This window comes from Streptomyces sp. H51, assembly GCF_035656535.1.
GTDB lineage: Bacteria > Actinomycetota > Actinomycetes > Streptomycetales > Streptomycetaceae > Streptomyces.
Map to the genome: position 1 here is coordinate 1 of NZ_JAYMHD010000044.1, position 22,185 is coordinate 22,185.

At 71.1% G+C, this 22,185-nt stretch carries 20 protein-coding genes and 2 tRNA genes; 13 read left to right on the forward strand and 9 right to left on the reverse strand.

The features are described 5' to 3' along the window. Positions 1-298 precede the first annotated feature (298 nt). On the reverse strand, positions 299-2,869 hold the full coding sequence (gene pepN / locus VKA29_RS12870) for an aminopeptidase N (RefSeq protein ID WP_324785587.1): 2,571 nt from the start codon (positions 2,867-2,869) through the stop codon (positions 299-301). A gap of 135 nt (positions 2,870-3,004) precedes the next feature. Between pepN and VKA29_RS12875 the strand changes: the two genes are divergently transcribed. Next, positions 3,005-3,643, forward strand: a complete 639-nt coding sequence (locus VKA29_RS12875; protein ID WP_324785588.1) for a DsbA family protein — start codon at positions 3,005-3,007, stop codon at positions 3,641-3,643. A 53-nt stretch (positions 3,644-3,696) separates the two neighbouring features. Here the strand turns inward: VKA29_RS12875 and VKA29_RS12880 are convergent, their stop codons facing one another. After that, positions 3,697-3,930, reverse strand: coding sequence for a hypothetical protein (locus tag VKA29_RS12880; protein ID WP_324785589.1), 234 nt, complete (start codon positions 3,928-3,930; stop codon positions 3,697-3,699). Between the two features lie 297 nt (positions 3,931-4,227). On the opposite strand from VKA29_RS12880, the gene VKA29_RS12885 reads away from it, so the two are divergent. The 3 genes from VKA29_RS12885 to VKA29_RS12895 all read left to right on the forward strand — a co-directional run bounded on the left by VKA29_RS12885 (position 4,228) and on the right by VKA29_RS12895 (position 6,474). Then, the gene (locus VKA29_RS12885) at positions 4,228-4,806 is read left to right on the forward strand and encodes a biotin transporter BioY (RefSeq protein ID WP_324785590.1); all 579 of its coding nucleotides are present in this window, start codon (positions 4,228-4,230) and stop codon (positions 4,804-4,806) included. A 301-nt stretch (positions 4,807-5,107) separates the two neighbouring features. Then, positions 5,108-5,596: a ribose-5-phosphate isomerase gene (locus VKA29_RS12890; RefSeq protein WP_324785591.1), complete on the forward strand. Its 489-nt coding sequence runs from the start codon at positions 5,108-5,110 to the stop codon at positions 5,594-5,596. Between the two features lie 68 nt (positions 5,597-5,664). Then, complete coding sequence (locus VKA29_RS12895) at positions 5,665-6,474, forward strand: Fpg/Nei family DNA glycosylase (RefSeq protein WP_324785592.1); 810 nt, start codon at positions 5,665-5,667, stop codon at positions 6,472-6,474. A gap of 19 nt (positions 6,475-6,493) precedes the next feature. Here VKA29_RS12895 and VKA29_RS12900 read toward each other — a convergent pair whose 3' ends face one another. After that, the gene (locus tag VKA29_RS12900) at positions 6,494-7,756 is read right to left on the reverse strand and encodes a GNAT family N-acetyltransferase (protein ID WP_324785593.1); all 1,263 of its coding nucleotides are present in this window, start codon (positions 7,754-7,756) and stop codon (positions 6,494-6,496) included. A gap of 161 nt (positions 7,757-7,917) precedes the next feature. On the opposite strand from VKA29_RS12900, the gene VKA29_RS12905 reads away from it, so the two are divergent. After that, a complete protein-coding gene (locus VKA29_RS12905; RefSeq protein WP_324785594.1) occupies positions 7,918-9,096 on the forward strand; it encodes a PP2C family protein-serine/threonine phosphatase in 1,179 nt (392 codons plus the stop codon). A gap of 134 nt (positions 9,097-9,230) precedes the next feature. Next, positions 9,231-9,674 (forward strand): HD domain-containing protein, encoded by a 444-nt coding sequence (locus VKA29_RS12910; RefSeq protein WP_324785667.1) that lies wholly within the window; start codon positions 9,231-9,233, stop codon positions 9,672-9,674. Between the two features lie 12 nt (positions 9,675-9,686). On the opposite strand, the gene VKA29_RS12915 is transcribed toward VKA29_RS12910, so the two are convergent. Further along, positions 9,687-10,907: an acyltransferase family protein gene (locus VKA29_RS12915; protein ID WP_324785595.1), complete on the reverse strand. Its 1,221-nt coding sequence runs from the start codon at positions 10,905-10,907 to the stop codon at positions 9,687-9,689. 542 nt (positions 10,908-11,449) lie between these two features. Between VKA29_RS12915 and VKA29_RS12920 the strand changes: the two genes are divergently transcribed. Next, on the forward strand, positions 11,450-11,644 hold the full coding sequence (locus tag VKA29_RS12920) for a hypothetical protein (RefSeq protein ID WP_324785596.1): 195 nt from the start codon (positions 11,450-11,452) through the stop codon (positions 11,642-11,644). 245 nt (positions 11,645-11,889) lie between these two features. Here the strand turns inward: VKA29_RS12920 and VKA29_RS12925 are convergent, their stop codons facing one another. The 3 genes from VKA29_RS12925 to VKA29_RS12935 all read right to left on the reverse strand — a co-directional run bounded on the left by VKA29_RS12925 (position 11,890) and on the right by VKA29_RS12935 (position 12,576). Beyond that, positions 11,890-12,033: a hypothetical protein gene (locus VKA29_RS12925; RefSeq protein ID WP_324785597.1), complete on the reverse strand. Its 144-nt coding sequence runs from the start codon at positions 12,031-12,033 to the stop codon at positions 11,890-11,892. Further along, entirely contained in the window at positions 12,030-12,326 is a 297-nt protein-coding gene (locus VKA29_RS12930; protein ID WP_324785598.1) for a hypothetical protein, read from the reverse strand. The genes VKA29_RS12925 and VKA29_RS12930 overlap by 4 nt, the downstream gene beginning before the upstream one ends. Positions 12,327-12,505: 179 nt before the next feature. Beyond that, a tRNA-Gly gene (locus VKA29_RS12935) sits at positions 12,506-12,576 on the reverse strand. Between the two features lie 165 nt (positions 12,577-12,741). Here VKA29_RS12935 and VKA29_RS12940 point away from each other — a divergent pair. The 5 genes from VKA29_RS12940 to clpX all read left to right on the forward strand — a co-directional run bounded on the left by VKA29_RS12940 (position 12,742) and on the right by clpX (position 17,542). Next, positions 12,742-12,818 (forward strand) — tRNA-Pro (locus VKA29_RS12940). A 232-nt stretch (positions 12,819-13,050) separates the two neighbouring features. After that, positions 13,051-14,472: a trigger factor gene (gene tig / locus VKA29_RS12945; protein ID WP_324785599.1), complete on the forward strand. Its 1,422-nt coding sequence runs from the start codon at positions 13,051-13,053 to the stop codon at positions 14,470-14,472. A 258-nt stretch (positions 14,473-14,730) separates the two neighbouring features. Further along, positions 14,731-15,336, forward strand: coding sequence for an ATP-dependent Clp protease proteolytic subunit (locus tag VKA29_RS12950; RefSeq protein WP_324785668.1), 606 nt, complete (start codon positions 14,731-14,733; stop codon positions 15,334-15,336). A 70-nt stretch (positions 15,337-15,406) separates the two neighbouring features. Beyond that, complete coding sequence (locus VKA29_RS12955) at positions 15,407-16,087, forward strand: ATP-dependent Clp protease proteolytic subunit (protein ID WP_324785600.1); 681 nt, start codon at positions 15,407-15,409, stop codon at positions 16,085-16,087. A gap of 168 nt (positions 16,088-16,255) precedes the next feature. Next, the gene (clpX, locus tag VKA29_RS12960) at positions 16,256-17,542 is read left to right on the forward strand and encodes an ATP-dependent Clp protease ATP-binding subunit ClpX (RefSeq protein ID WP_324785601.1); all 1,287 of its coding nucleotides are present in this window, start codon (positions 16,256-16,258) and stop codon (positions 17,540-17,542) included. Between the two features lie 100 nt (positions 17,543-17,642). Here clpX and VKA29_RS12965 read toward each other — a convergent pair whose 3' ends face one another. Together VKA29_RS12965 and VKA29_RS12970 are read right to left on the reverse strand one after the other, a co-directional pair. Next, positions 17,643-18,605 (reverse strand): hypothetical protein, encoded by a 963-nt coding sequence (locus VKA29_RS12965; RefSeq protein WP_324785602.1) that lies wholly within the window; start codon positions 18,603-18,605, stop codon positions 17,643-17,645. A 230-nt stretch (positions 18,606-18,835) separates the two neighbouring features. Continuing rightward, on the reverse strand, positions 18,836-19,366 hold the full coding sequence (locus VKA29_RS12970) for a hypothetical protein (RefSeq protein WP_324785603.1): 531 nt from the start codon (positions 19,364-19,366) through the stop codon (positions 18,836-18,838). Positions 19,367-19,444: 78 nt separating this feature from the next. Here VKA29_RS12970 and VKA29_RS12975 point away from each other — a divergent pair, with 78 nt between their 5' ends. Next, positions 19,445-22,069: a valine--tRNA ligase gene (locus VKA29_RS12975; protein ID WP_324785605.1), complete on the forward strand. Its 2,625-nt coding sequence runs from the start codon at positions 19,445-19,447 to the stop codon at positions 22,067-22,069. The last annotated feature ends 116 nt before the right edge of the window (positions 22,070-22,185 follow it).

The window sequence follows — 22,185 nt, forward strand, 5'->3', positions numbered from 1 at the left end:
CGTCGGTCTCCTTGCGCAGGTCCAGCTCCAGCTCCCGTTCGGCCGCCTCCGGCTTCAGCCGCAGCCGGCGCCGTCACCGGGCCGCGGCCCGGTGACGGCCGACGGCCGCGTCACAGACCTGCGACGGCCGTCCGGTGGCCGGGTGACAGACCTGCGACGGCCGTCCGGTGGCCGGGTGACAGACCTGCGACGGCCGTCCGGTGGCCGGGTGATGACAGACCTGCGACGGCCGTCCGGTGGCCGGGTGATGACAGACCTGCGACGGCCGTCCGGCGGCCGCGTCGCGGACCTGCGACGCTCAGCCCGCCGCCGCGTCGCACGCCTGCCCGCGCAGCCCTCGCGCCAGGTCGTCCCGCGCCTCCAGCACCAGCCGCCGCAGCGCCGGGGCGGCCTGGTCGTGGGCGGCCAGCCACGCGTCCGCCGCCTCCAGCGTCGCCCGCGAGTCCCGCAGGGCCGGGAACAGGCCCTGGACGACGCTCATGCCGATCTGGATCGACCGTTCGCTCCACACCCGCTCGATCGCCTCGAAGTACTTCGCCGCGTACGGCGCGAGCAGCTCCCGCTGCGACGGCTGGGCGAATCCCGCGATCGTCGCCTCCACCAGGGCGTTGGACAGCGCGTCGGACTCCACCACCTGCGCCCACGCCTGCGCCTTCACCGCCGCCGACGGGCGGGCGGCCAGGCAGCGCACCTGGTGCCGCTTGCCGGACGCCGTGTCGTCGCGGGCCAGCTCGGCCGCCAGCACCGACTCGTCCGCCACCCCGTGCGCGGCGAGCGGCTCCAGGAACGCCCACCGCAGCTCCTGGTCGACCTCCAGGCCCTCGATCTTCTCCGCGCCGTCCAGCAGGTCCCGCAGCAGCCGCAGGTCGTCCGGCGCCGACGCCGTCGTCGCGAAGAACCGCGCCCACGCCAGCTGGTGCTCGCTGCCCGGCTCGGCGGCCCGCAGCTCCCTCAGTGCCCCCTCGGCGAGCAGCCGCTCACCCGTCGGCCGCCACTCCGGCGCCACGTAGTGGACCAGCGACGACGTCGACCACGCGTGCAGCATCTGCAGCACGCCGATGTCGGACTCGCGGCCCGCGAACCGCAGCACCAGGCCGATGAAGTCCCGGGCCGGCAGCAGCGCGTCGCGGGTCATGTTCCACAGCGCCGACCAGCACAGCGCCCGCGCCAGCGGGTCGGTCATCGCGCCCAGGTGCTCCCGCAGCGTGTCCAGCGACGTCCCGTCGAAGCGGATCTTGCAGTACGTCAGGTCGTCGTCGTTGACCAGCACCAGATCCGGCGCCTGGGCGCCGGCCAGCTCCGCGACGACCGTCCGCGCGCCGTCGACGTCCACCTCGGCGCGCGCGTACCGCACCAGACGGTCGTCCTCGCGCCGGTACAGGCCCACCGCCACCCGGTGCGGCCGCAGCTCCGGGTGCGACTCGACGGCGTCCTGCTCCACCGCCAGCTCCTCCACCCGGCCGTCGGTGCTCAGCAGCACCCGCGGGGTCAGCGAGTTGACGCCGGCCGTCTGCAGCCACGCCCGCGCCCACGCGCCCATGTCCCGGCCGCTGGTCTCCTCCAGTACCGACAGCAGGTCGCCCAGGCGCGTGTTGCCGTACGCGTGCCGCTTGAAGTAGCGCCGGGCGCCCTCCAGGAACGCGTCCTGGCCGACGTACGCCACCAGCTGCTTCAGGACGCTGGCGCCCTTGGCGTAGGTGATGCCGTCGAAGTTGAGCTTGGCGTCCTGCAGGTCGCGGATGTCGGCCGTGATCGGGTGCGTGGACGGCAGCTGGTCGGCGCGGTAGGCCCACGCCTTGCGGCGGTTGGCGAAGGTGATCCAGCCGTCGGTGAAGCGGGTGGCGCCGACCAGCGAGAACGAGCCCATGAAGTCGGCGAAGGACTCCTTCAGCCACAGGTCGTCCCACCACTCCATGGTGACCAGGTCGCCGAACCACATGTGCGCCATCTCGTGCAGCACGACGTTCGCCCGGCCCTCGTACGACGCCCGCGTCACCTTCCCGCGGAAGATGAACTCCTCCCGGAAGGTCACCAGTCCCGGGTTCTCCATCGCGCCGAGGTTGTACTCGGGCACGAACGCCTGGTCGTACTTCCCGAACGGGTACGGGTAGTCGAAGCGCTCGTGGAAGAAGTCCAGGCCCTGCTTGGTGACGAGGAAGACGTCGTCGGCGTCGAAGTGGGGCGCCAGGCCCTTGCGGCACATGGCGCCCAGCGGGATCCGCAGCGTGCTGCCGTCGGGGAGGGTGCGCTCGTAGGCGTCGGTCACGTAGTGGTACGGGCCGGCCACCACGCAGGTGATGTACGTCGAGATCGGCTTGGTCTCGGCGAACCTCCAGACGCCGTCGGTGAGTTCGCCGACGCCGTTGCTCCACACCGTCCAGCCCTCGGGCGCGCGCACCTCGAAGCGGAAGGGCGCCTTGAGGTCCGGCTGCTCGAAGTTCGCGAACACCCTCCGGGAGTCGGCCGGTTCGTACTGCGTGTACAGGTAGACCTCGTCGTCCTCGGGGTCGACGAAGCGGTGCATGCCCTCGCCGGTGCGGGAGTAGGCGCACTGCGCGTCCACGACCAGCTCGTTGTCGGCGGCCAGGTCCTCCAGCAGGATCCGCGAGCCGTCGAAGACGGCGCCCGGGTCGAGGTCGCGGCCGTTGAGCGAGACGGCGGTCACGCCGGGCGCGATCAGGTCGGCGAAGGTGGAAGCTCCCGGCTCGTTGCAGCGGAAGCGGACGGTGGTGACGGAGCGGAAGGTGCGCGGCCCGTCGTCCGCGGCACCGACGGCCGAGCGCAGGTCGAGGGACACGTCGTACCCGTCGACGGCCAGCAGGGCGGCCCGCTCCCGGGCCTCGTCGCGGGACAGATTCTCACCGGGCACGGGCGCACTCCCTCAGGATCTTTCGGCAGGCTGTACAGGACCGATCCTGCCATGCGCTGCTGACCGCGGGCATCCGGGAATGGCGCGGACGATCAGTGGCGTTGTCCGGGAAAAGGCTTCCCGCTGAGGAGAGACATGTCGGACAAGACTCCCGTCGACTTCTGGTTCGATCCGCTGTGCCCCTGGGCCTGGATGACCTCGCGCTGGATGACGGAGGTGGAGAAGGTCCGGGACGTCCAGGTCCGCTGGCACGTGATGAGTCTCGCCGTGCTCAACGAGGACAAGCTCGACGACCTCCCCGAGGAGTACCGCGAGCTGCTCGAGACGAAGGCGTGGGGCCCGGTCCGCGTCGTCATCGCGGCGCAGCAGGAGCACGGCGCCGAGGTGCTCGGCGACCTCTACACCGCGCTGGGCACCCGCATCCACAACCAGGGCGAGGGCCCGGAGAAGCCGGTCGTCGCCGCCGCGCTGAAGGACGTCGGGCTGCCCGAGTCCCTGATGGACCACTGGGACGCCACCCCCTACGAGCCGGAGCTGCGCGCCTCCCACAAGGAGGGCATCGACAAGGTCGGCCAGGAGGTGGGCACTCCGGTCATCGCCGTGCCCGGCGCCGACGGCGAGCAGATCGCCTTCTTCGGTCCGGTCGTCACGCCCGCGCCCAAGGGCGAGGAGGCCGCCCGGCTCTGGGACGGCACGCTCGCGGTCGCCTCGATCCCGGGCTTCTACGAGATCAAGCGCACGCGGACCGCGGGACCGGACTTCAGCAACCTCTGAGCCGACCTCCGGGGCGGCCTCGGCGGCAACCTCCGAGCCGGCCTCCGGGGCCGTCACCCGGCGGCGTCGGTCTCCTCCGTGCGGAACCTCTCGGGCAGGAGACCGCCGCCGCCCCGGTGCAGGTGCGGCTGGTACCACAGGCAGCGCGGGGCGGTGCAGCGCCACAGGTCGCCCACGAAGTGGCGGGGCCCCTTCACCTCGCGCACCGCCGCCTTCTCCGCCGCGTCGAGCCTGCGGAACTTCTGCCTGCTGCGGCAGGTCGGGCACTCCCGCTCGATCTCGGTCACGTACGCCTCCTCACGTCGGCCCCCGTTCCGTGGTACAGCGCGCACCCGCCGCCCGCACCCCGAACGGCCGCCCCTTCCCCCTTTGGTGGGAACCGACAGTCGGCGTGCACGCGCCGCAGGTGAGCGAAACGTCCCTGCCTCAGTGACCGTTATCACTCCACCCCGGGTGTCGCCGGGAAACTTTGTCTGGAACCCACCAAACCCCCGATCCCCCCTTGTCGAGCGCTGACGGTGATCGGCGCCGAGGGCCTGGGTTAGCGTCACGGTGTCCCCAACTGCCCGACCCGCGGAGTCCCCATGAGCACCGCCACCGCCACGACCGCCCGCACCGGGCAGGTTCTCGCCGACCTCCTGCCCGCCTCCCGCGTCCGGGACGCCGCCCTCGTGCTCGGCGGCGCGGCGCTCACCGGCCTCGCCGCCCAGATCGCCGTCCCCGTCCCGGGCTCCCCCGTGCCGGTGACCGGCCAGACCTTCGCCGCGCTGCTGGTCGGGACGACGCTGGGCGCCCGCCGCGGCTTCCTCTCGCTCGCGCTGTACGCGCTGGCCGGTCTCGCGGGCGTGCCGTGGTTCGCCGAGGGCTCCTCGGGCGTGGCCGTGTCCTTCGGCTACATCCTCGGCATGATGCTCGCGTCCACCGTCGTCGGCGCCCTGGCCCGCCGCGGCGCCGACCGCTCGGCGCTGCGCATGGCCGGCACGATGCTGCTGGGCGAGGCGGTCATCTACGCGGTCGGCGTCCCGTACCTGGCCGCGGCCGCCCACCTCTCGGCGGGCGCCGCGATCGCGGCCGGCCTCACCCCGTTCCTGATCGGCGACGCCCTGAAGGCGGCGCTGGCGATGGGCCTGCTGCCCACCGCCTGGAAGCTGGTCAAGCGCTGACGCGGTAGTCCCCGCGGAGAGCGAGGAGGCCCGCCGGGCAGAAGCACGACTTCTGCCCGGCGGGCCTCCCGCACGTCCGCCCGTCCGTCGCGTCCGCCCGTCCGCCCGTCCACCCGTCCGCACGTCCGCCCGTCCGCCCGTCCGCCCGTCCGCGCGTCCGCACGTCCGCCCGTCCACACGTCCGCGCGTCGCACGGCCCGCCGGCCCGGATCAGCCCGTCCTGACCCCGCTCCGGGTGCACCCCTTCGACCGGCTGACACCCGACGCTGCTTCCCCGGAACGCTCGTGTCACACTCGGAGCATGCGCGTGTATCTCGGCTCCGACCATGCCGGCTTCGAACTGAAGAACCACCTCGTCGAGTGGTTGAAGGCGGCCGGCCACGACCCCGTCGACTGCGGCCCGCACATCTACGACGCCCAGGACGACTACCCGCCCTTCTGCCTGCGCGCCGCGGAGCGGACGGCCGCGGACCCCGACTCCCTCGGCGTCGTGATCGGCGGCTCCGGCAACGGCGAGCAGATCGCCGCCAACAAGGTCAAGGGCGTGCGGGCGGCTCTCGCCTGGAGCGAGGAGACCGCGTCGCTGGGCCGCCAGCACAACAACGCGAACGTCGTCGCCGTGGGCGCGCGCATGCACACGACGGACGAGGCGACCAAGTTCGTCGAGACCTTCCTGAGCACCCCGTTCTCCGGCGACGAGCGGCACATCCGGCGCATCGACATGCTGGCGGACTACGAGACGACCGGCGAGCTGCCCCCGATCCCGGCGCACCACCCGCAGCAGGACTGACCGCCCGCGGCAGGGCCGACCGCCCGCGGCAGGACCGACCGCCCCGGGGGCAGGAAGGGAACCGGCACGTGCCAGAGGGGCACACGATCCACCGGCTGGCGCTCGACTACGCCGACCGCTTCTCCGGCACGGCACCCCGGGTGACCAGCCCCCAGGGCAAGTTCTCCGACGCCGCCGCCCTCCTGGACGGTGCGGAGCTCACCCGCACCGACGCCCACGGCAAGCACCTCTTCCTCGGCTTCCGCGACACCGACTGGGTCCACATCCACCTGGGCCTGTTCGGCAAGGTGACCTTCGGCGGCCGGCCCGCCCCGCCGCCGACGGACACCGTCCGCCTCCGCCTCGCGAACGAGAGCGCCTACGTGGACCTGCGCGGCCCCACCACCTGCGCCCTGATCACGGACGCCGAGAAGGGGGCGGTGCACGCGCGCCTCGGCCCCGACCCGCTCCGTGCGGACGCCGACCCGCAGGCCGCCTACCGGCGCGTCCGCGGCAGCCGCACCACGATCGCCGCGCTGCTCATGGACCAGAAGGTCATCGCCGGTGTCGGCAACGTCTACCGCGCCGAGGTCCTCTTCCGGCACGGCATCGACCCCTACCGCGCCGGCCGGGACCTCACCCCGGCCGAATGGGACGCCGTCTGGCAGGACCTGGTCGCGCTCATGCGCGAGGGCGTCCGCAACAACCGCATCGACACCGTCCGCCCGGAGCACACCCCCGAGGCGATGGGCCGCCCGCCCCGCGTCGACGACCACGGCGGCGAGGTGTACGTGTACCGCAGGGCCGGCCTGCCGTGCCACGTCTGCGGCGGCGAGGTCCGCACCGCCGGCCTCGCCGCCCGCAACCTCTTCTGGTGCCCCGCCTGCCAGCCGGCCTGACAGGTCCCCGGAAGCGTCGCTAGAACCCGTGCGGCAGCCAGGGCGCCACCGTCGAGGCGAACGCCACGGACGCCTCCGCCAGCGCCCCCGGCCGCAGCTCCCGCACCCGCCCGGCCGCGGCGAGCGCGTCCAGCGTCACCCCGCCGAGATAGGCCGCGCCCAACTCCCGTACCGACAGAGCCAGATCCGCGGCGTCCTCGGTCCGCTCGCAGGTCGCGCCCTTCGCGTCCCCCATCAGCCGCCAACGCCCGCCGTTCCATGGGCAGAACGCGTCCTCGACCTCCAGCACCACGTCCACCGGCGCCTGGTAGGTACGCGCCTCCAGGGCGGCCCCGACGTCCACCAGCCGCACGTACAGCGCGTCGCGCAGCCGCGGGCGGCACCGGCGCGGGTCGGACACCAGGTACTGCCACGGCTCGTCCACCGGGCGGCCCCGCGCGGTCAGCGTGCAGGTCAGGTCGATGTCGAACAGGAACCGCCACAGCGCGGCGTGCGCCGCCGCGTCCAGCGCCTCGGTGTCCTCCAGGATCACCGTGCCCCGCGGCCCGCCCTCGTCCGACTCCGGCTTCACCCGGAAGCGGGCGTACCCGACCACCTCGCCGTCCCGCTCCGCGACAACGCACTGCAGCGGCGACGCTCCCGCCCGCGACGCCTCCGGGTCGAGCAACGGCAGCCGTTCCCAGCCGGGCAGCCGCACCAGCATGCCGGGCCGGCCGGGCACCTTGCGGGCGTACACCGCCTCGCAGACGTCGAGCACGTCGGCCGGTGCCGCGTAGCGCAGCCGCACCTCGTCGGTGCCCGGCGGCACGGACAGCCGCACCCGCGCGGTGTCGACCTCGACGTCGACGCGGTGGGTGGCGACGGCATAGCCGAAACGGCCGTAGATGTCGGGTTCGGAGGCCGTCAGCACCGCCAGCGGCCGGCCCCAGGACCGCACGTCGTCCAGTTGCCGGCGCATCAGCGACGTCAGCAGGCCCCGGCGCCGGTGGGTGGCCGCCACGCTGACCATCGTCACACCCGCGGCGGGCACCGCGGCGCCGCCCGGCACGGTCAGCCGGAAACCGAACGCCCCCGCCGTCCCCACGCACGCCTCGCCGTCCCACGCGCCGAGCGAACGGTCGACCTCGGTGAGCGCGTCGTACAACTCCCGTGCCTCGGCCGGCTCCGGGACCCCGCCGAAGGCGCGGAGCAGGGTGCCGTACCACCGGTCCCGCTCGTCCCGCGCCAGCCCGCGGACGACGATCCCGTCGCTCCGCCCGTCCCTCGCCGCGTCAGTCACCATGCATCATGCCTACCAAGGAGGTGCGGGACGGGCGAGGGAATTTCCCCGGGCGCGCCGGAGCGGGAACACCGCGTCCGGCGTTGTGAAGTTGGGCTCCTACGGGGGGACAAGTCGGACCTCGCGTGCCAAGCGGCGCGCGCGATGGATAGGGTCCCGAACTAATGGCAGCAGGACGACAGCGGCGCTCGGAAGCCGAGACGGTCACGGCCCGGTTGAAGATGCAATGGCACCGGGCCCGGGTCGGCGTGCGCAGAAGCGCCGTCGACTACTTCCGCGGCGACGGCGCGGACTGGGTCGCGCTCGCCGGACTGCTGCTGCTGGTGCCGGTCATCACGGCGGCGACGCTCGCCAACTCGGTGTGGTTCTCGCCGGCCGCGCTGGTGCTGCCGATCGTGGTGGGCGGCCTGGTACTGCGTCCGGCGAGCCTGCTCGGGCTGTACGCGGCGGCCGCCACGGCGCTGATCGTGGAGTCGGTGTGGCTGGGCCCGTACACCGAGGGGCCGTCACGGGTGACGCCCGGCGTGGTGCTCGTGGTCGCCGCGTGCGGGTTCTTCGGGCTGCTGGTCGCGCAGTTCCGCAGCCGGGTCGGCGTGCCCTGGCGGCGCGGCGGCACGATGCTGTTCGACCTGCGCGAGCGCATCCGGGTGCAGAGCAAGCTGCCGAAGCTGCCGGTCGGCTGGCACCGGGAGATGGCCCTGCGGCCCGCGGGCGGCCAGTCCTTCTCGGGCGACTTCGTGGTCGCCGCCCGCACCAACGGCGGCCGCACCCTGGAGGTCGTCCTGACCGACGTCTCCGGCAAGGGCATGGACGCCGGTTCGCGGGCGCTGCTGCTGTCGGGCGCGTTCGGCGGTCTGCTGGGCTCGCTCCCGCCGCACGCCTTCCTCCCGGCCGCCAACGGCTACCTGCTCCGCCAGGACTGGCAGGAGGGCTTCGCGACCTCCATCCACCTGGTCCTGGACCTCGACTCCGGCGACTACGAGCTGTACTCCGCGGGGCATCCGCCGGGGCTCCAGCTCAGCGCGGGCAGCGGACGCTGGGAGGAGAAGGCCGCCGAGGGCCCGCTCCTCGGCGTGTACGACGGCGCCCAGTTCGACCCCGTGAAGGGCTCGCTGAGGCCCGGCGACGTGCTGATGCTGTTCACGGACGGCCTGGTGGAGACCTCCGACCGCGACATCGTCGAGGGCATCGACCGGCTGACCGGCGAGGCCGACCGGTACGTGGCCGGCGGCTTCCACGGAGCGGCCTGGCACCTCATCGAGGCGGTCGCCAAGGACGTCAACGACGACCGGGCCCTGCTGCTGATCTGCCGCGATGGGCCGACCGCGGCGGGCGTGCGCTGAGCACCGTGCGTTCAGCGGCGTGCGCCCCGGCGCGTCCCGGCGCGCGCTCGGTCGGCGTGCGCTCGGTCGGCGCGCGCTGAGCGGTGTGCGCCGGCGTGGGGGACACTGGCGGCGTGACCGAGACGCACCGGACCATGACCCTGGCCGAGGTGGAGGCGCTCGCCCGCGCCGTCCACGAGGGGCAGACCGACAAGGCGGGACGCCCCTACGCCGAGCACCTGAGCGCCGTCGCCGAGGGCGTCCGGGCACGGGGCGGCGACGACGACCAGATCGCCGCGGCCTGGCTGCACGACGCGGTGGAGGACGACGCGCTGTCCGCGCGGTGGCTCGATCAGGCCGCGCTGAGCCGGCGTACGAAGGACATCGTGCGCGCGGTCACCAAGCGGGCGGGGGAGACGCCCGAGGCGTACGCGGGGCGCGTCCTGGCCACGCCGGGCGCGCTGTTGGTGAAGGAGGCGGACCTGGCGCACAACGCGGATCCGGCCCGCCTCGCCCGCCTGGACGACGCGGCCACCCGCACACGACTGACCGAGAAGTACGCGCGGATGCGCGCGCTTCTCGGTCTGACGGGTGACTGACCGGGGTCCTGCCTAGGCGGGCACCTTCTCGCGCCGCTCGCTCTTCTCCCGGACCCGGGCGAGTTCCGCCGCGTCCCGCTTGAAGGCCCACTTCATGTCGGGCTCCATCACGAACCGGAAGACGCGCTGCACCGGGCGGGTGCACAGCAGGGTGACGGCGGCGGCCGCGACGAGCGTCACGGCGATCTCGCCGAGCGGCCGGTGCAGCCACCGGGGCTCGAACCAGCCGTAGAAGTCGCCGGCCTTCACCAGGAAGCCGTGCAGCAGGTAGCCGTAGAGGGTGCCCGCGCCGAGTGCCGTGAACCACATGCGGCGGCGCGGCACCCAGGCGAAGAAGCAGGCGGTCAGCAGCAGCGAGCAGCCGAACAGCGCGAGCACCATGACGGGGCCGGTCCACCAGGGGGCGCCCAGCTCCTGAGCGGCGTCGCGGTGGTAGAACCAGGCGGTGTCCATGCGCGGCACGGCCCACCAGCCGATGGCCAGGGCGACCGCGAACACCGGCACCGACGCGATGCGCATGGCGCGCGTGCGCACCCGCTGGAAGTGCTCGGGCTTCATGCACAGGCCCAGCACGAAGTACGGCAGGAACTGCAGGACGCGCTGCAGGTCCAGGTCGTTGCCGATCTCGGGGGAGACGGAGCCGAACATCGCGATGCCGAGCGCCAGCGGCAGCGGCCAGCGGGCGGTCTTCCACAACGGGGTGGTCAGCCGCCAGATGAACAGGGCGAGCAGGAACCAGGTGAGGTACCAGGGGTCGAGCAGACTGACCGTCATGCCCGGGTCGTGGTCGCCGTAGCGCTTGAAGAGGGTGTACGCGGTCTCGAAGACGACGTACGGCACGAGAATGCCGGTGACCAGCCGCCTGAGACGGTCCGGGCGCATGTCGAAACTGCGCGAGAAGTAGCCGGAGATGATGATGAACGCCGGCATGTGGAAGGTGTACACGACGGTGTACACGCCCTCCAGGATGCGGCTGTCACCCTTCAGGGGCTCCCAGGAGTGGGCCATGGCCACCAGCACGATCGCCAGGTACTTGGCGTTGTCGAAGAACGAGTCGCGCTGCTTGCCTGGTGTCGCCTGCCGGTCCCGGTCCTGCCGGTTCCGGTCGTCACGGTTGTGGTCCTGCCGGTCGTGCTGTTTCTGCGGTGAGCGCGGAGTCGGCACTCCCGAGGCCGGCTGTGCCGGGGGGAGCGGCGCTCGGTGGTGGCCTTGCGGTCGCAGCGAGTCCGTCACAGACCTTCCCCCCGGTGACTGGGGGAGACGGTCGGGTACGCCGCTGCGCATGCGGGGGACGAGGCAGCGTAGAACATCTGAGGCACCCTAGCGTTGTCCGTGGGTATCCGTAAAACCCTCCAGGTCTTTCCCGGTATATGAACTCCGGGTACCCCTGCTTTCGGGGCAGTTGACGTCCCCCCGGCGTGACGGACGGCACACTTGCCGCACCCCGCTTGTCACGATTCATGCCGATTTGGTGGTGCATTTGATGAGCCCGTTGCAACAATTCGGAATACCCGCACGCACATTGTGTGGGCATGGAAACGATGTCGGCCAATTCCCCGTGCGGGTGCGTTGTCGAATTGCCGTGCGGATCAACCCGGTTGGGTCCGCCGGAGCCCCCGTGAGCGGCCCGCTCCGGCGCGCCGCGGGCGTGGGCGGGGCCGCCGATGCCTCAGGTGCCGCATAAGGGCGGCCAGTTGGTGGCACGATGGTTCTGGCAGGGTGCGCCGGTGCGTCCCCGGGCCGGGAGAGCGGACCGACCGAGGGTGTGATCTGTTGTGGCCATTTCACTGTCAGTGGTGCTGCTTTTGGCGATCATCCTGGTGGTGCTGATCCGGGGCGGGTCGATCAAGGCCGGTCCCGCCGTCGTCGCGATCCTCTTCGGCTTCTTCCTCGCCTCGACCGGCATGGCCCCGTCGCTCAACCGGTTCCTCAACTCGATAGCCGAGACCATCAACTCGATCAGCTTCTGACCGGACGGGCGGCGACACGACTTCCTCGGGTGACGCCCGGGCCGGCGCCCCGCCGGGTCGGCCGCTCGGGCGCTCCCTCGGTCCGGCCGGGCCCGGCGCGGCCTGCCCCCCGCTCACACGGCCGCCGGAGCCCGCCACGGCCCGACGGCACCGCTCGGCCCACCGGATCCGGCGCGCGGAGGCTTCGCGCGGTCGTCCGCCGGGTGGAGCTCCCCGTCCCCGCCCGTCGCCGCCGGCCTCCGGCGTCAGGAACCCGCGGCGCCCGGCAGGCCCGGGGCGCTCGTACGCCGGAGCACGTCCACCACCTGCGCCGCCTGCACCGCTTGCGCCGCGTCGGCCGCGTGGGCCCACAGCCGCACGGGTCCCGCGGACGACTCGCACTCGATCACCAGCGCTCCGGCCCGGCGCCGGCCCGGCGCCGGCCCGGCGGCCACAGCATCTCGCGGAAGGCCGTCTCGCGGGTGCGGACGTGGCGCAGGTCTGCCGGGAGCTCACGCAGCAGCGTCCACGACCAGCGGGGCTCCCACCGGAAATCGCCACCCGACCGCACCCGGCCGAGGCTGTACCGGCGCCCCGTGCCCGGCAGGTTGGCCCCGACCTCGAAGAAGACCGTTCCCCCCGCCGCGGCCCGAGCGGCCGTCCGCCGCACTCGCCGCGTTATCAGGAGAAACCCGATCGCCATGCCGACGAAGGTGCCGGACCGGACACGGCACAGCGGGTCAGGTCACCCGGCTTCCAGCACACCTCTGACCGCCGCGAGCGGGAGATCGCCGACGGGGCCGACGCGGGCTGAACAGCTCGAAGAACGGCCGAAGGCCCAGGGCGGTGAATTCACCGCCTGCCTGGGCCTTCGCCGTACAGAGCGGGCGACGGGAATCGAACCCGCGTAGCTAGTTTGGAAGACTAGTGCTCTACCATTGAGCTACGCCCGCACACGACGCGCCGCAGGTCAGTCGACCGCGGCACTGAAGGCATCGTAGCGGGTCGCCGCCCCTCGCCGCACACCCGTTTCCCGCCCGCGCCGGACGCCCCCACGGCGCCGGCGAAATGCGGCGGCCCCGCTGTCGTCGGCCATGTACCCTACGTGTCGCACCAGACGGGGTGTGGCGCAGCTTGGTAGCGCGTCCGCTTTGGGAGCGGAAGGCCGTGGGTTCAAATCCCGCCACCCCGACCACCGACCGGTCAACACCGGTCACCCGAGCGATCACTCCGGTTGATCGCCTTTGGGGCGTTCAGCCGTGGCGGTTACTATGCAAGCTGCGCGCCCGTGTGTCTCATCCGCAGGAACCCACTGGACATCCACTGGACATCCATCTGGATCCTCCGGACGTCCTCCGGGCGGCGAATCCGCCGGACCAGTCTGGCTCCGGCAGAAACCAAGAAGTCAGCCACAAGGAGACCGAACCGTGAAGAGCGCCGTGGAGACCCTGAACCCGACCCGGGTTCGGCTCACTGTCGAGGTGCCCTTCGAGGAGCTCAAGGACAGCCTCGACGCGGCGTACAAGAAGATCAACCAGCAGGTCACGGTGAAGGGCTTCCGCAAGGGCAAGATCCCGGCCCGCGTCATCGACCAGCGGTTCGGCCGCGGTGCGGTCCTGGAGGAGGCGGTCAACGACGCGCTTCCGAAGTTCTACACCGAGGCGGTCAACGAGGCCGAGCTCTCCGTCCTGGGCCAGCCCGAGGTCGACATCACCGAGCTGAAGGACGGCGAGACGCTGAACTTCACCGCCGAGGTCGACGTCCGCCCGGCCCTCGAGATCCCGGACTACTCCGGCATCGAGGTCGAGGTCGACGCCGTCGAGGTGACCGACGAGGACGTCGAGAAGTCGGTCGAGCAGCTCCGCGAGCGCTTCGCCTCGACCTCCCCGGTCGAGCGTGCCGCCGAGGACGGCGACGTCGTCACCATCGACCTGGAGGCCAAGGTCGACGGCGAGGTCCTCGAGGACGGCGTGGCCACCGGCGTCTCCTACACCATCGGCTCCGGCGAGCTGCTCGACGGCATCGACGACGCCGTCAAGGGTCTGTCCGCCGGTGAGGAGGCCACCTTCACCTCCGAGCTCAAGGGCGGCTCCGCGGCCGGCAAGGAGGCCGAGGTCACCGTCAGGGTCACCCAGGTCGCCGCGCGTGAACTGCCCGAGCTGGACGACGAGTTCGCGCAGCTCGCCTCCGAGTTCGACACCCTCGAGGAGCTGAAGGCCGACAGCCGCAAGCGCCTGGAGAACATGAAGCAGTACGACCAGGCCACGCAGGCCCAGGAGCGCGTCCTGGAGAAGCTGCTGGAGCTCGTCGAGGTGCCGGTCCCCGAGAAGCTGCTCGAGGACGAGATCAACACCCGCAAGCACAACCTCGAGCACCACCAGCTCGGCCAGATGGGCCTCGACCTCGAGAAGTACCTGGAGATCCAGGGCAAGACGGCCGAGGAGTTCGAGGACGAGACCCGCGAAGCCGCGGTCAAGGGCATCAAGACCCAGTTCGTGCTCGACGAGCTGGTCAAGCAGGAGAAGCTGAACGTGAACCAGGAGGAGCTCACCGAGCACCTCATGCGCCGCGCCGCCTCCTCCGGCATGTCCCCCGACCAGTTCGCGCAGGCCGTCGTCGAGGGCGGCCAGGTGCCGCTGCTGGTCGGCGAGGTCGCCCGCGGCAAGGCCCTCGCCGTCGTGGTCGAGAAGGCCACGGTGAAGGACACCAACGGCGAGATCATCGACCTGGACGACGAGGACGAGGCGGACGAGGCCGCCGAGGCCGCGGACGGCACCGAGGCCGAGGCCGCCGCGGAGACGGCCGAGGCCGCCGCCGAGGACGAGGCCGCGGAGAAGACCGAGGGCTGACGCCCACGGCGCCGCACACGCCGCAGGACGGGCCCCGGGTCAGCTGATGACCCGGGGCCCGTCCGTCTCCCGGCGAGGCGCTACGCCCCCGGCGAACACCCCCCTGTGCGGGATTCTCCGAAGGGACCCGCGCGTTAGGGTCCATGAGTACGGGGGCAGGGGTGTCGGCGAACCGAACCGCCGGACGGCCCCCGGCAGGGAAACGTGAGACGGCCCGGCGCCGTCGTAAGACGAGCAGGTGGATACGTGACGAATCTGATGCCCTCCGCCGCCGGCGAGCCTTCCATCGGTGGTGGCCTCGGCGACCAGGTCTACAACCGGCTGCTCAACGAGCGGATCATCTTCCTCGGCCAGCCGGTCGACGACGACATCGCCAACAAGATCACCGCGCAGCTGCTGCTCCTTGCCGCCGACCCGGACAAGGACATCTACCTCTACATCAACAGCCCCGGCGGCTCGATCACGGCCGGCATGGCGATCTACGACACCATGCAGTACATCAAGAACGACGTGGTGACCATCGCCATGGGCCTCGCCGCCTCGATGGGGCAGTTCCTGCTCAGCGCGGGCACGCCGGGCAAGCGCTTCGCGCTCCCGAACGCCGAGATCCTGATCCACCAGCCCTCCGCCGGCCTGGCCGGCTCGGCCTCCGACATCAAGATCCACGCCGAGCGGCTGCTGCACACCAAGAAGCGCATGGCCGAGCTGACGGCCTTCCACACGGGTCAGTCGGTGGAGCAGATCACCCGCGACTCCGACCGCGACCGCTGGTTCGACGCCGGGGAGGCCAAGGAGTACGGCCTCATCGACGAGGTCATCACCACGGCCGCCAACATGCCGGGCGGCGGCGGCACCGGGGCCTGAGCCCCGCACGGGGACCGGAAAGCCCCCACGCAGCCCCCAGCCGACCGCCTCAGCCCCTAGGAGACAGACAGTGAACGACTTCCCCGGCAGCGGCCTGTACGACCGCGCACGAGCCGAGCTCACGGCGCCCGTCGCCGAGTCCCGGTACGTCATCCCGCGCTTCGTCGAGCGCACCTCGCAGGGCATCCGCGAGTACGACCCGTACGCGAAGCTGTTCGAGGAGCGGGTGATCTTCCTCGGCGTGCAGATCGACGACGCCTCCGCCAACGACGTCATGGCGCAGCTGCTGTGCCTGGAGTCGATGGACCCCGACCGGGACATCTCGGTCTACATCAACAGCCCCGGCGGCTCCTTCACCGCGCTCACGGCCATCTACGACACGATGCAGTTCGTGAAGCCGGACATCCAGACGGTCTGCATGGGCCAGGCGGCCTCCGCCGCGGCCGTCCTGCTGGCCGCCGGCACGCCCGGCAAGCGCATGGCGCTGCCGAACGCCCGGGTGCTGATCCACCAGCCCTACAGCGAGACCGGCCGCGGCCAGGTCTCCGACCTGGAGATCGCGGCCAACGAGATCCTGCGGATGCGCTCGCAGCTGGAGGAGATGCTGGCCAAGCACTCCACCACGCCGATCGAGAAGATCCGCGAGGACATCGAGCGCGACAAGATCCTCACGGCCGAGGACGCCCTGTCGTACGGCCTGATCGACCAGATCATCTCGACCCGGAAGATGAACAACGCGTCCGTCCGCTGACGCGGAGGCTGTATTGTCTGCCGCTCCTTGGCACGGTCACGTCCAAGTGAACCGTGCCAAGGGGGGCCCGGACGGGGGGCTCGGCAAGGTACCGTCGACATAAGGCAGCACCAGGAGCCGCTGGACTCTCAACGTCCAGGCGTCTCCCAGGCGAAGGGGAAGCACACCGTGGCACGCATCGGTGACGGCGGCGATCTGCTCAAGTGCTCGTTCTGCGGCAAGAGCCAGAAGCAGGTCAAGAAGCTCATCGCAGGGCCTGGTGTGTACATCTGCGACGAGTGCATCGATCTCTGCAACGAGATCATCGAGGAGGAGCTCGCCGAGACCAGCGAGGTGCGCTGGGAGGAGCTCCCCAAGCCGCGTGAGATCTACGAGTTCCTCGAGGGCTACGTCGTCGGCCAGGAAGCCGCGAAGAAGGCCCTGTCCGTGGCGGTCTACAACCACTACAAGCGCGTCCAGGCCGGCGAGAACGGCGGCGGCAGCGGCCGTGACGACGCGATCGAGCTGGCCAAGTCCAACATCCTGCTGCTGGGCCCCACTGGCTCCGGCAAGACCCTCCTCGCCCAGACGCTGGCGCGCATGCTGAACGTCCCGTTCGCGATCGCCGACGCCACGGCGCTGACGGAGGCCGGGTACGTCGGCGAGGACGTCGAGAACATCCTGCTGAAGCTGATCCAGGCGGCCGACTACGACGTCAAGAAGGCCGAGACGGGCATCATCTACATCGACGAGATCGACAAGGTCGCCCGCAAGAGCGAGAACCCGTCGATCACCCGCGACGTCTCCGGCGAGGGCGTCCAGCAGGCCCTGCTGAAGATTCTGGAGGGCACCACGGCCTCGGTCCCGCCGCAGGGCGGCCGCAAGCACCCGCACCAGGAGTTCATCCAGATCGACACGACGAACGTCCTGTTCATCGTGGGCGGCGCGTTCGCCGGCCTGGAGAAGATCATCGAGTCCCGGGCGGGCGCCAAGGGCATCGGCTTCGGCGCGACGATCCGCTCCAAGCGCGAGCTGGAGGCCAAGGACCAGTTCGAGGACGTCATGCCCGAGGACCTGGTCAAGTTCGGCATGATCCCCGAGTTCATCGGCCGCCTGCCCGTCATCACCTCGGTCCACAACCTGGACCGCGAGGCCCTCCTGCAGATCCTGGTCGAACCGCGCAACGCCCTCGTCAAGCAGTACCAGCGCCTGTTCGAACTCGACGGCGTGGAGCTGGACTTCGAACGCGAGGCGCTGGAGGCCATCGCCGACCAGGCCATCCTCCGCCAGACCGGCGCCCGCGGCCTGCGCGCCATCATGGAGGAAGTCCTCATGTCCGTGATGTACGAGGTCCCGTCCCGCAAGGACGTCGCCCGCGTCGTCATCACGGCGGACGTCGTCCACTCCAACGTGAACCCGACCCTGATCCCGAGGGACGCCCGCGGCCGGGGACCGGGAGAGCAGAAGACGGCCTGACAGCCGTCCCGCACCCAGCGCAGACACGGCGAAGGGGCCCCGGTCGACCGGGGCCCCTTCGCCGTGTGGCACCTGCCGCCGCCGTACGGCGGCTGCCGCGTCAGGCCTTGACGCGGACCTCACTGCGGAACTTGGCCGTCGTCTCCGCCGCCTTCGCGGGGTCGGCCGCCTTGCCCGCGGCGATGTCCGCGTACTCCATGGGCATCACGAAGCCGAGCGTGCTGTGGTCGCCCCAGACGCAGTAGGTCACACTCATCTCCTTAGCCGCGGTCGTCGTGCCGGAATTCGGCACCTTGGCGTCCTGGCATTTCAGCACCGCCCCGTCCAGCGAACTGGGCTTGTACTCCTTCGGGTCGCCGACGAAGGTGACGTCCTGGTCCTTGGAGTCCTTCTTCATGAAGGCGAAGAACCCGTCGACGGCCGTCTCCGGGTCGTCGATGGTGCCGTAGACGCCGCCGAACGAGATCATCTTGCCGCCCAGCGGGTTGCTCTCGTTGGTGACCGCGTAGGACGCGCTGACGTCCTTGGCGTCCTTAACGCCCCAGGACTCGGCGTCGTTGAGGTCGTCTTTCGTCATACTGCCGCTGCCGCTGTCGGCTTTCTTGTACTCGCCGAGTACCGTGTCCGGCGTCGTCAGCTTGTGCGGGCCGTCGTCGGCGACGTCCGAGCCGCTGCCGCCGCCGCTCGAGCCGATCAGGACGGCCGCGCCCACCGCGATCGCCGCCACGACCGCCACCGCGCCGATGATCAGGCCGGTCTTCTTCTTCCCACCGCCCGGCACCGGCGGCTGGGGCATGCCGTAGGGGGGCTGGCCGTACGGCGGCTGCTGACCGTACTGCGGCTGCTGGCCGTACGGGCCCGGCTGCTGGGGCATGCCCTGCGGCGGCATGCCCTGCGGGGGCTGCTGGGGGTACCCGTAGCCGGGCTGCCCCTGCGGCGGCTGCTGGGGGTAGCCATAGCCGGGCTGGGGGGCCTGCGGCTGCTGGCCGTAGGGGCCCGGCTGGCCGTACGGCCCGGGCTGCTGAGGCTGCCCGCCGTACGGGCCCGGCTGGTTGTAGCTCATTTCTGGGTTCCCCCTCCAGACGTTCATGTCGTCTGACATCTTGACCCGGGTTCGTTGGTCCGCGGTTCCCGGCCATGCCACCGTTTACCAGATACTCCCGAATTGAGCCCGCTTCGTGACAATGCCCGTGAGCGATCCGGGCGAGCTGTCAACGCCGCTGATCGGCCCACGGGCAGTCGCGTCACAAACACATCCGAGGAACCTGCCCGGCAACTATCGAGCCACGATGCTCAGGTCGCTTGCGGTTTGGTGATGCAGTTGCCCACTATCGAGTCTCCTTCCATGACTGCTATCTCTCGCCACACCAGCTTGATGCCGCCGGAGTCGGTGGCGCTGGTCAGCCAGGAATCGCTGGTACCTGCGCCGGCGTAGAGGTGATGCCACGACCAGTAGTGGTCTGTTCCGTTGAAGCGTCGTGTGACCAACCTGATGGCCACGTGATGACCGTCCGCGCGAGTGTCCTTCACGTACAGTTGGACATCGTCGAGGTGTGTCGAGCTCGTGATGTTCTCGTTGCCGCCGCCTACCGCTCCTATGACCACCCCGCTAGTGCCGGCCAGGTAGGGTGCGCTGCATTCCTCCCAGGCGTCTGTGTTGGCCTGTGCAGGCGTCGCGGCGATCAGTACACCGACGGCCGTCAAGCCGAGCGTGACGGCCAAGTGGCGCTTCATCAGGCTATCTCCCATTGTGTGCTCATGCCAAAAGGGTTTTGTGTGCAGATAGTAGCCTTGTGGTGACAGGGATGCGGGCTGTGTGGTCATGTTCTTTCGTGGTGGGCTGCGGGATGCCGGTACGAAACGCGTTCACGGACGGGAGTGGCAGGCCCCTAAACTGAGCCCGTGACCGAGAACGCTCAGCAGCAGCCACCAGCGCCCGAGACCGAACTGCCGACCCAGTACGCGCCGGCCGACGTAGAGGGGCCGCTGTACGAGCGCTGGGTGGAGCGGGGCTACTTCGAGGCGGACGCCAAGAGCGACAAGCCGCCGTACACCATCGTCATCCCACCGCCGAACGTCACCGGCAGCCTGCACCTCGGGCACGCCTTCGAGCACACGCTCATCGACGCGCTGACCCGCCGCAAGCGCATGCAGGGCCACGAGACGCTGTGGCAGCCCGGCATGGACCACGCCGGCATCGCCACGCAGAACGTCGTCGAGCGCGAGCTGGGCAAGGAGGGCAAGTCCCGCCACGACCTCGGGCGGGAAGCCTTCGTCGAGCGCGTCTGGCAGTGGAAGGCCGAGTCCGGCGGCCAGATCAGCGGCCAGATGCGCCGCCTCGGCGACGGCGTCGCCTGGTCCCGTGAGCGCTTCACCATGGACGAGGGGCTCTCCCGGGCCGTCCAGACCATCTTCAAGCGGCTCTACGACGACGAGCTGATCTACCGCGCCGAACGCATCATCAACTGGTGCCCGCGCTGCCTGACGGCCATCTCCGACATCGAGGTGGAGTACCAGGACGACGACGGCGAGCTGGTCAGCATGAAGTACGGGGACGGGGACGACTCCATCGTCGTCGCCACCACCCGTGCCGAGACGATGCTGGGCGACACCGCCGTCGCCGTCCACCCCGACGACGAGCGCTACCGCCATCTGGTCGGCAAGCTCATCAGGCTGCCGCTGACCGACCGCTCCATCCCGGTCGTCGCCGACACCCACGTCGACCCCGAGTTCGGCACGGGTGCCGTCAAGGTCACCCCGGCCCACGACCCGAACGACTTCGAGATCGGGCAGCGCCACGGCCTGCCGTCCCTGACGGTCATGGACGAGCACGCCGTCATCACCGCCCACGGCCCCTTCCAGGGCCTGGACCGGCTGGAGGCCCGCTCCGCCATCGTCGCCGCGCTGCGCGCCGAGGGCCGGATCGTCGCCGAGAAGCGGCCCTACGTCCACTCCGTCGGGCACTGCTCGCGCTGCAAGACCACCATCGAGCCGCGCCTGTCCATGCAGTGGTGGGTCAAGGTCGGCCCGCTGGCGAAGGCGGCCGGTGACGCCGTCCGCGAGGGCAAGGTCAAGATCCACCCGCAGGAGATGGAGAAGCGGTACTTCGACTGGGTCGACAACCTCCACGACTGGTGCATCTCGCGCCAGCTGTGGTGGGGCCACCGCATCCCGGTCTGGTACGGCCCGGACGGCGAGGTCGTCTGCGTCGGCCCCGACGAGCAGCCGCCGGCCGGCGAGGGCTGGCGCCAGGACACCGACGTCCTCGACACCTGGTTCTCCTCCGGCCTTTGGCCCTTCTCCACCCTCGGCTGGCCCGAACGCACCGAGTCGCTCGCGAAGTTCTACCCGAACTCCGTCCTGGTCACCGGCTACGACATCCTCTTCTTCTGGGTCGCCCGGATGATGATGTTCGGCCTGTACGCGATGGACGGCACCCCGCCGTTCCACACCATCGCCCTGCACGGCATGGTCCGCGACCAGTTCGGCAAGAAGATGTCCAAGTCCTTCGGCAACGCGGTCAATCCGCTGGACTGGATGGACAAGTACGGTTCCGACGCGCTGCGGTTCACCCTCGCGCGCGGCGCCAACCCGGGCGTCGACGTCCCGATCGGCGAGGACTGGGTCCAGGGCTCCCGCAACTTCGCCAACAAGATCTGGAACGCCACCCGGTTCGCCCTGATGAACGGCGCGACGGTGGACGGCCCGCTGCCGGCGCCGGAGAAGATGTCGGCCACCGACCGCTGGATCCTCTCCCGCCTGAACTCCGTCGTCGCCGAAGTCGACGCGTACTACGACGACTACCAGTTCGCCAAGCTCTCCGACGCCCTCTTCCACTTCGCCTGGGACGAGGTCTTCGACTGGTACGTCGAGCTGTCCAAGACGACGTTCCAGGCGGGCGGCGAGGCGGCCGAGGTCAGCAAGCGGGTCCTCGGCGAGGTCCTGGACGTCACCCTGCGGCTGCTGCACCCCGTCGTCCCCTTCGTCACCGAGACCCTGTGGACGACGCTGACCGGCGGCGAGTCCGTCGTCATCGCCGAGTGGCCGGCCGACGGAGGCTTCCGGGACGCCGACGCCGAGCGGGAGATCGAGAGCCTGCAGTCGGTCATCACCGAGGTCCGCCGCTTCCGCGCCGACCAGGGCCTCCAGCCCGGCCAGCGGGTGCCGGCCCGGCTGACCCTGGACGGCACGGCCCTCGCCCCGCACGAGGCCGCCATCCGCCAGCTGCTGCGCCTGCAGCCCGAGGGCGAGGACTTCACGGCCACGGCCACCCTGCCGGTCGCCGGCGCCGAGGTCGCCCTCGACCTCTCCGGCACGATCGACGTGGCCGCCGAGCGCAAGCGGCTGGCGAAGGACCTGGCCGCGGCGCAGAAGGAGCGCCAGCAGGCCGAGGCCAAGCTGGGCAACGAGGCGTTCCTCGCCAAGGCCCCGGAGCCCGTCGTGGACAAGATCCGCACCCGGCTGGCCAAGGCCGAGGAGGACATCGCCCGGATCGAGGCCCAGCTGGAGCGCCTGCCGCAGTCCTGAGCACCGAGTGCCGTACCGGAGCCCCCTGCCCCTCCGAGGCAGGGGGCTCCCGCTCGTTCCGGCGTCCCGCGTCTCCTGCCCGGCGTCCCGCGTCTCCTGCCCGGCGTCCCTCGTCG

Bases quoted from the DNA above. Each gene is read 5' to 3' on its own strand.
- VKA29_RS12875 (WP_324785588.1), top strand. From the start codon at position 3,005: ATGTCGGACAAGACTCCCGTCGACTTCTGGTTCGATCCGCTGTGCCCC.
- VKA29_RS12885 (WP_324785590.1), top strand. From the start codon at position 4,228: ATGAGCACCGCCACCGCCACGACCGCCCGCACCGGGCAGGTTCTCGCC.
- VKA29_RS12890 (WP_324785591.1), top strand. From the start codon at position 5,108: ATGCGCGTGTATCTCGGCTCCGACCATGCCGGCTTCGAACTGAAGAAC.
- VKA29_RS12900 (WP_324785593.1), bottom strand. From the start codon at position 7,756: ATGGTGACTGACGCGGCGAGGGACGGGCGGAGCGACGGGATCGTCGTC.
- VKA29_RS12905 (WP_324785594.1), top strand. From the start codon at position 7,918: ATGGCAGCAGGACGACAGCGGCGCTCGGAAGCCGAGACGGTCACGGCC.
- VKA29_RS12910 (WP_324785667.1), top strand. From the start codon at position 9,231: ATGACCCTGGCCGAGGTGGAGGCGCTCGCCCGCGCCGTCCACGAGGGG.
- VKA29_RS12930 (WP_324785598.1), bottom strand. From the start codon at position 12,326: ATGGCGATCGGGTTTCTCCTGATAACGCGGCGAGTGCGGCGGACGGCC.
- VKA29_RS12950 (WP_324785668.1), top strand. From the start codon at position 14,731: ATGCCCTCCGCCGCCGGCGAGCCTTCCATCGGTGGTGGCCTCGGCGAC.
- VKA29_RS12965 (WP_324785602.1), bottom strand. From the start codon at position 18,605: ATGAGCTACAACCAGCCGGGCCCGTACGGCGGGCAGCCTCAGCAGCCC.
- VKA29_RS12970 (WP_324785603.1), bottom strand. From the start codon at position 19,366: ATGACCACACAGCCCGCATCCCTGTCACCACAAGGCTACTATCTGCAC.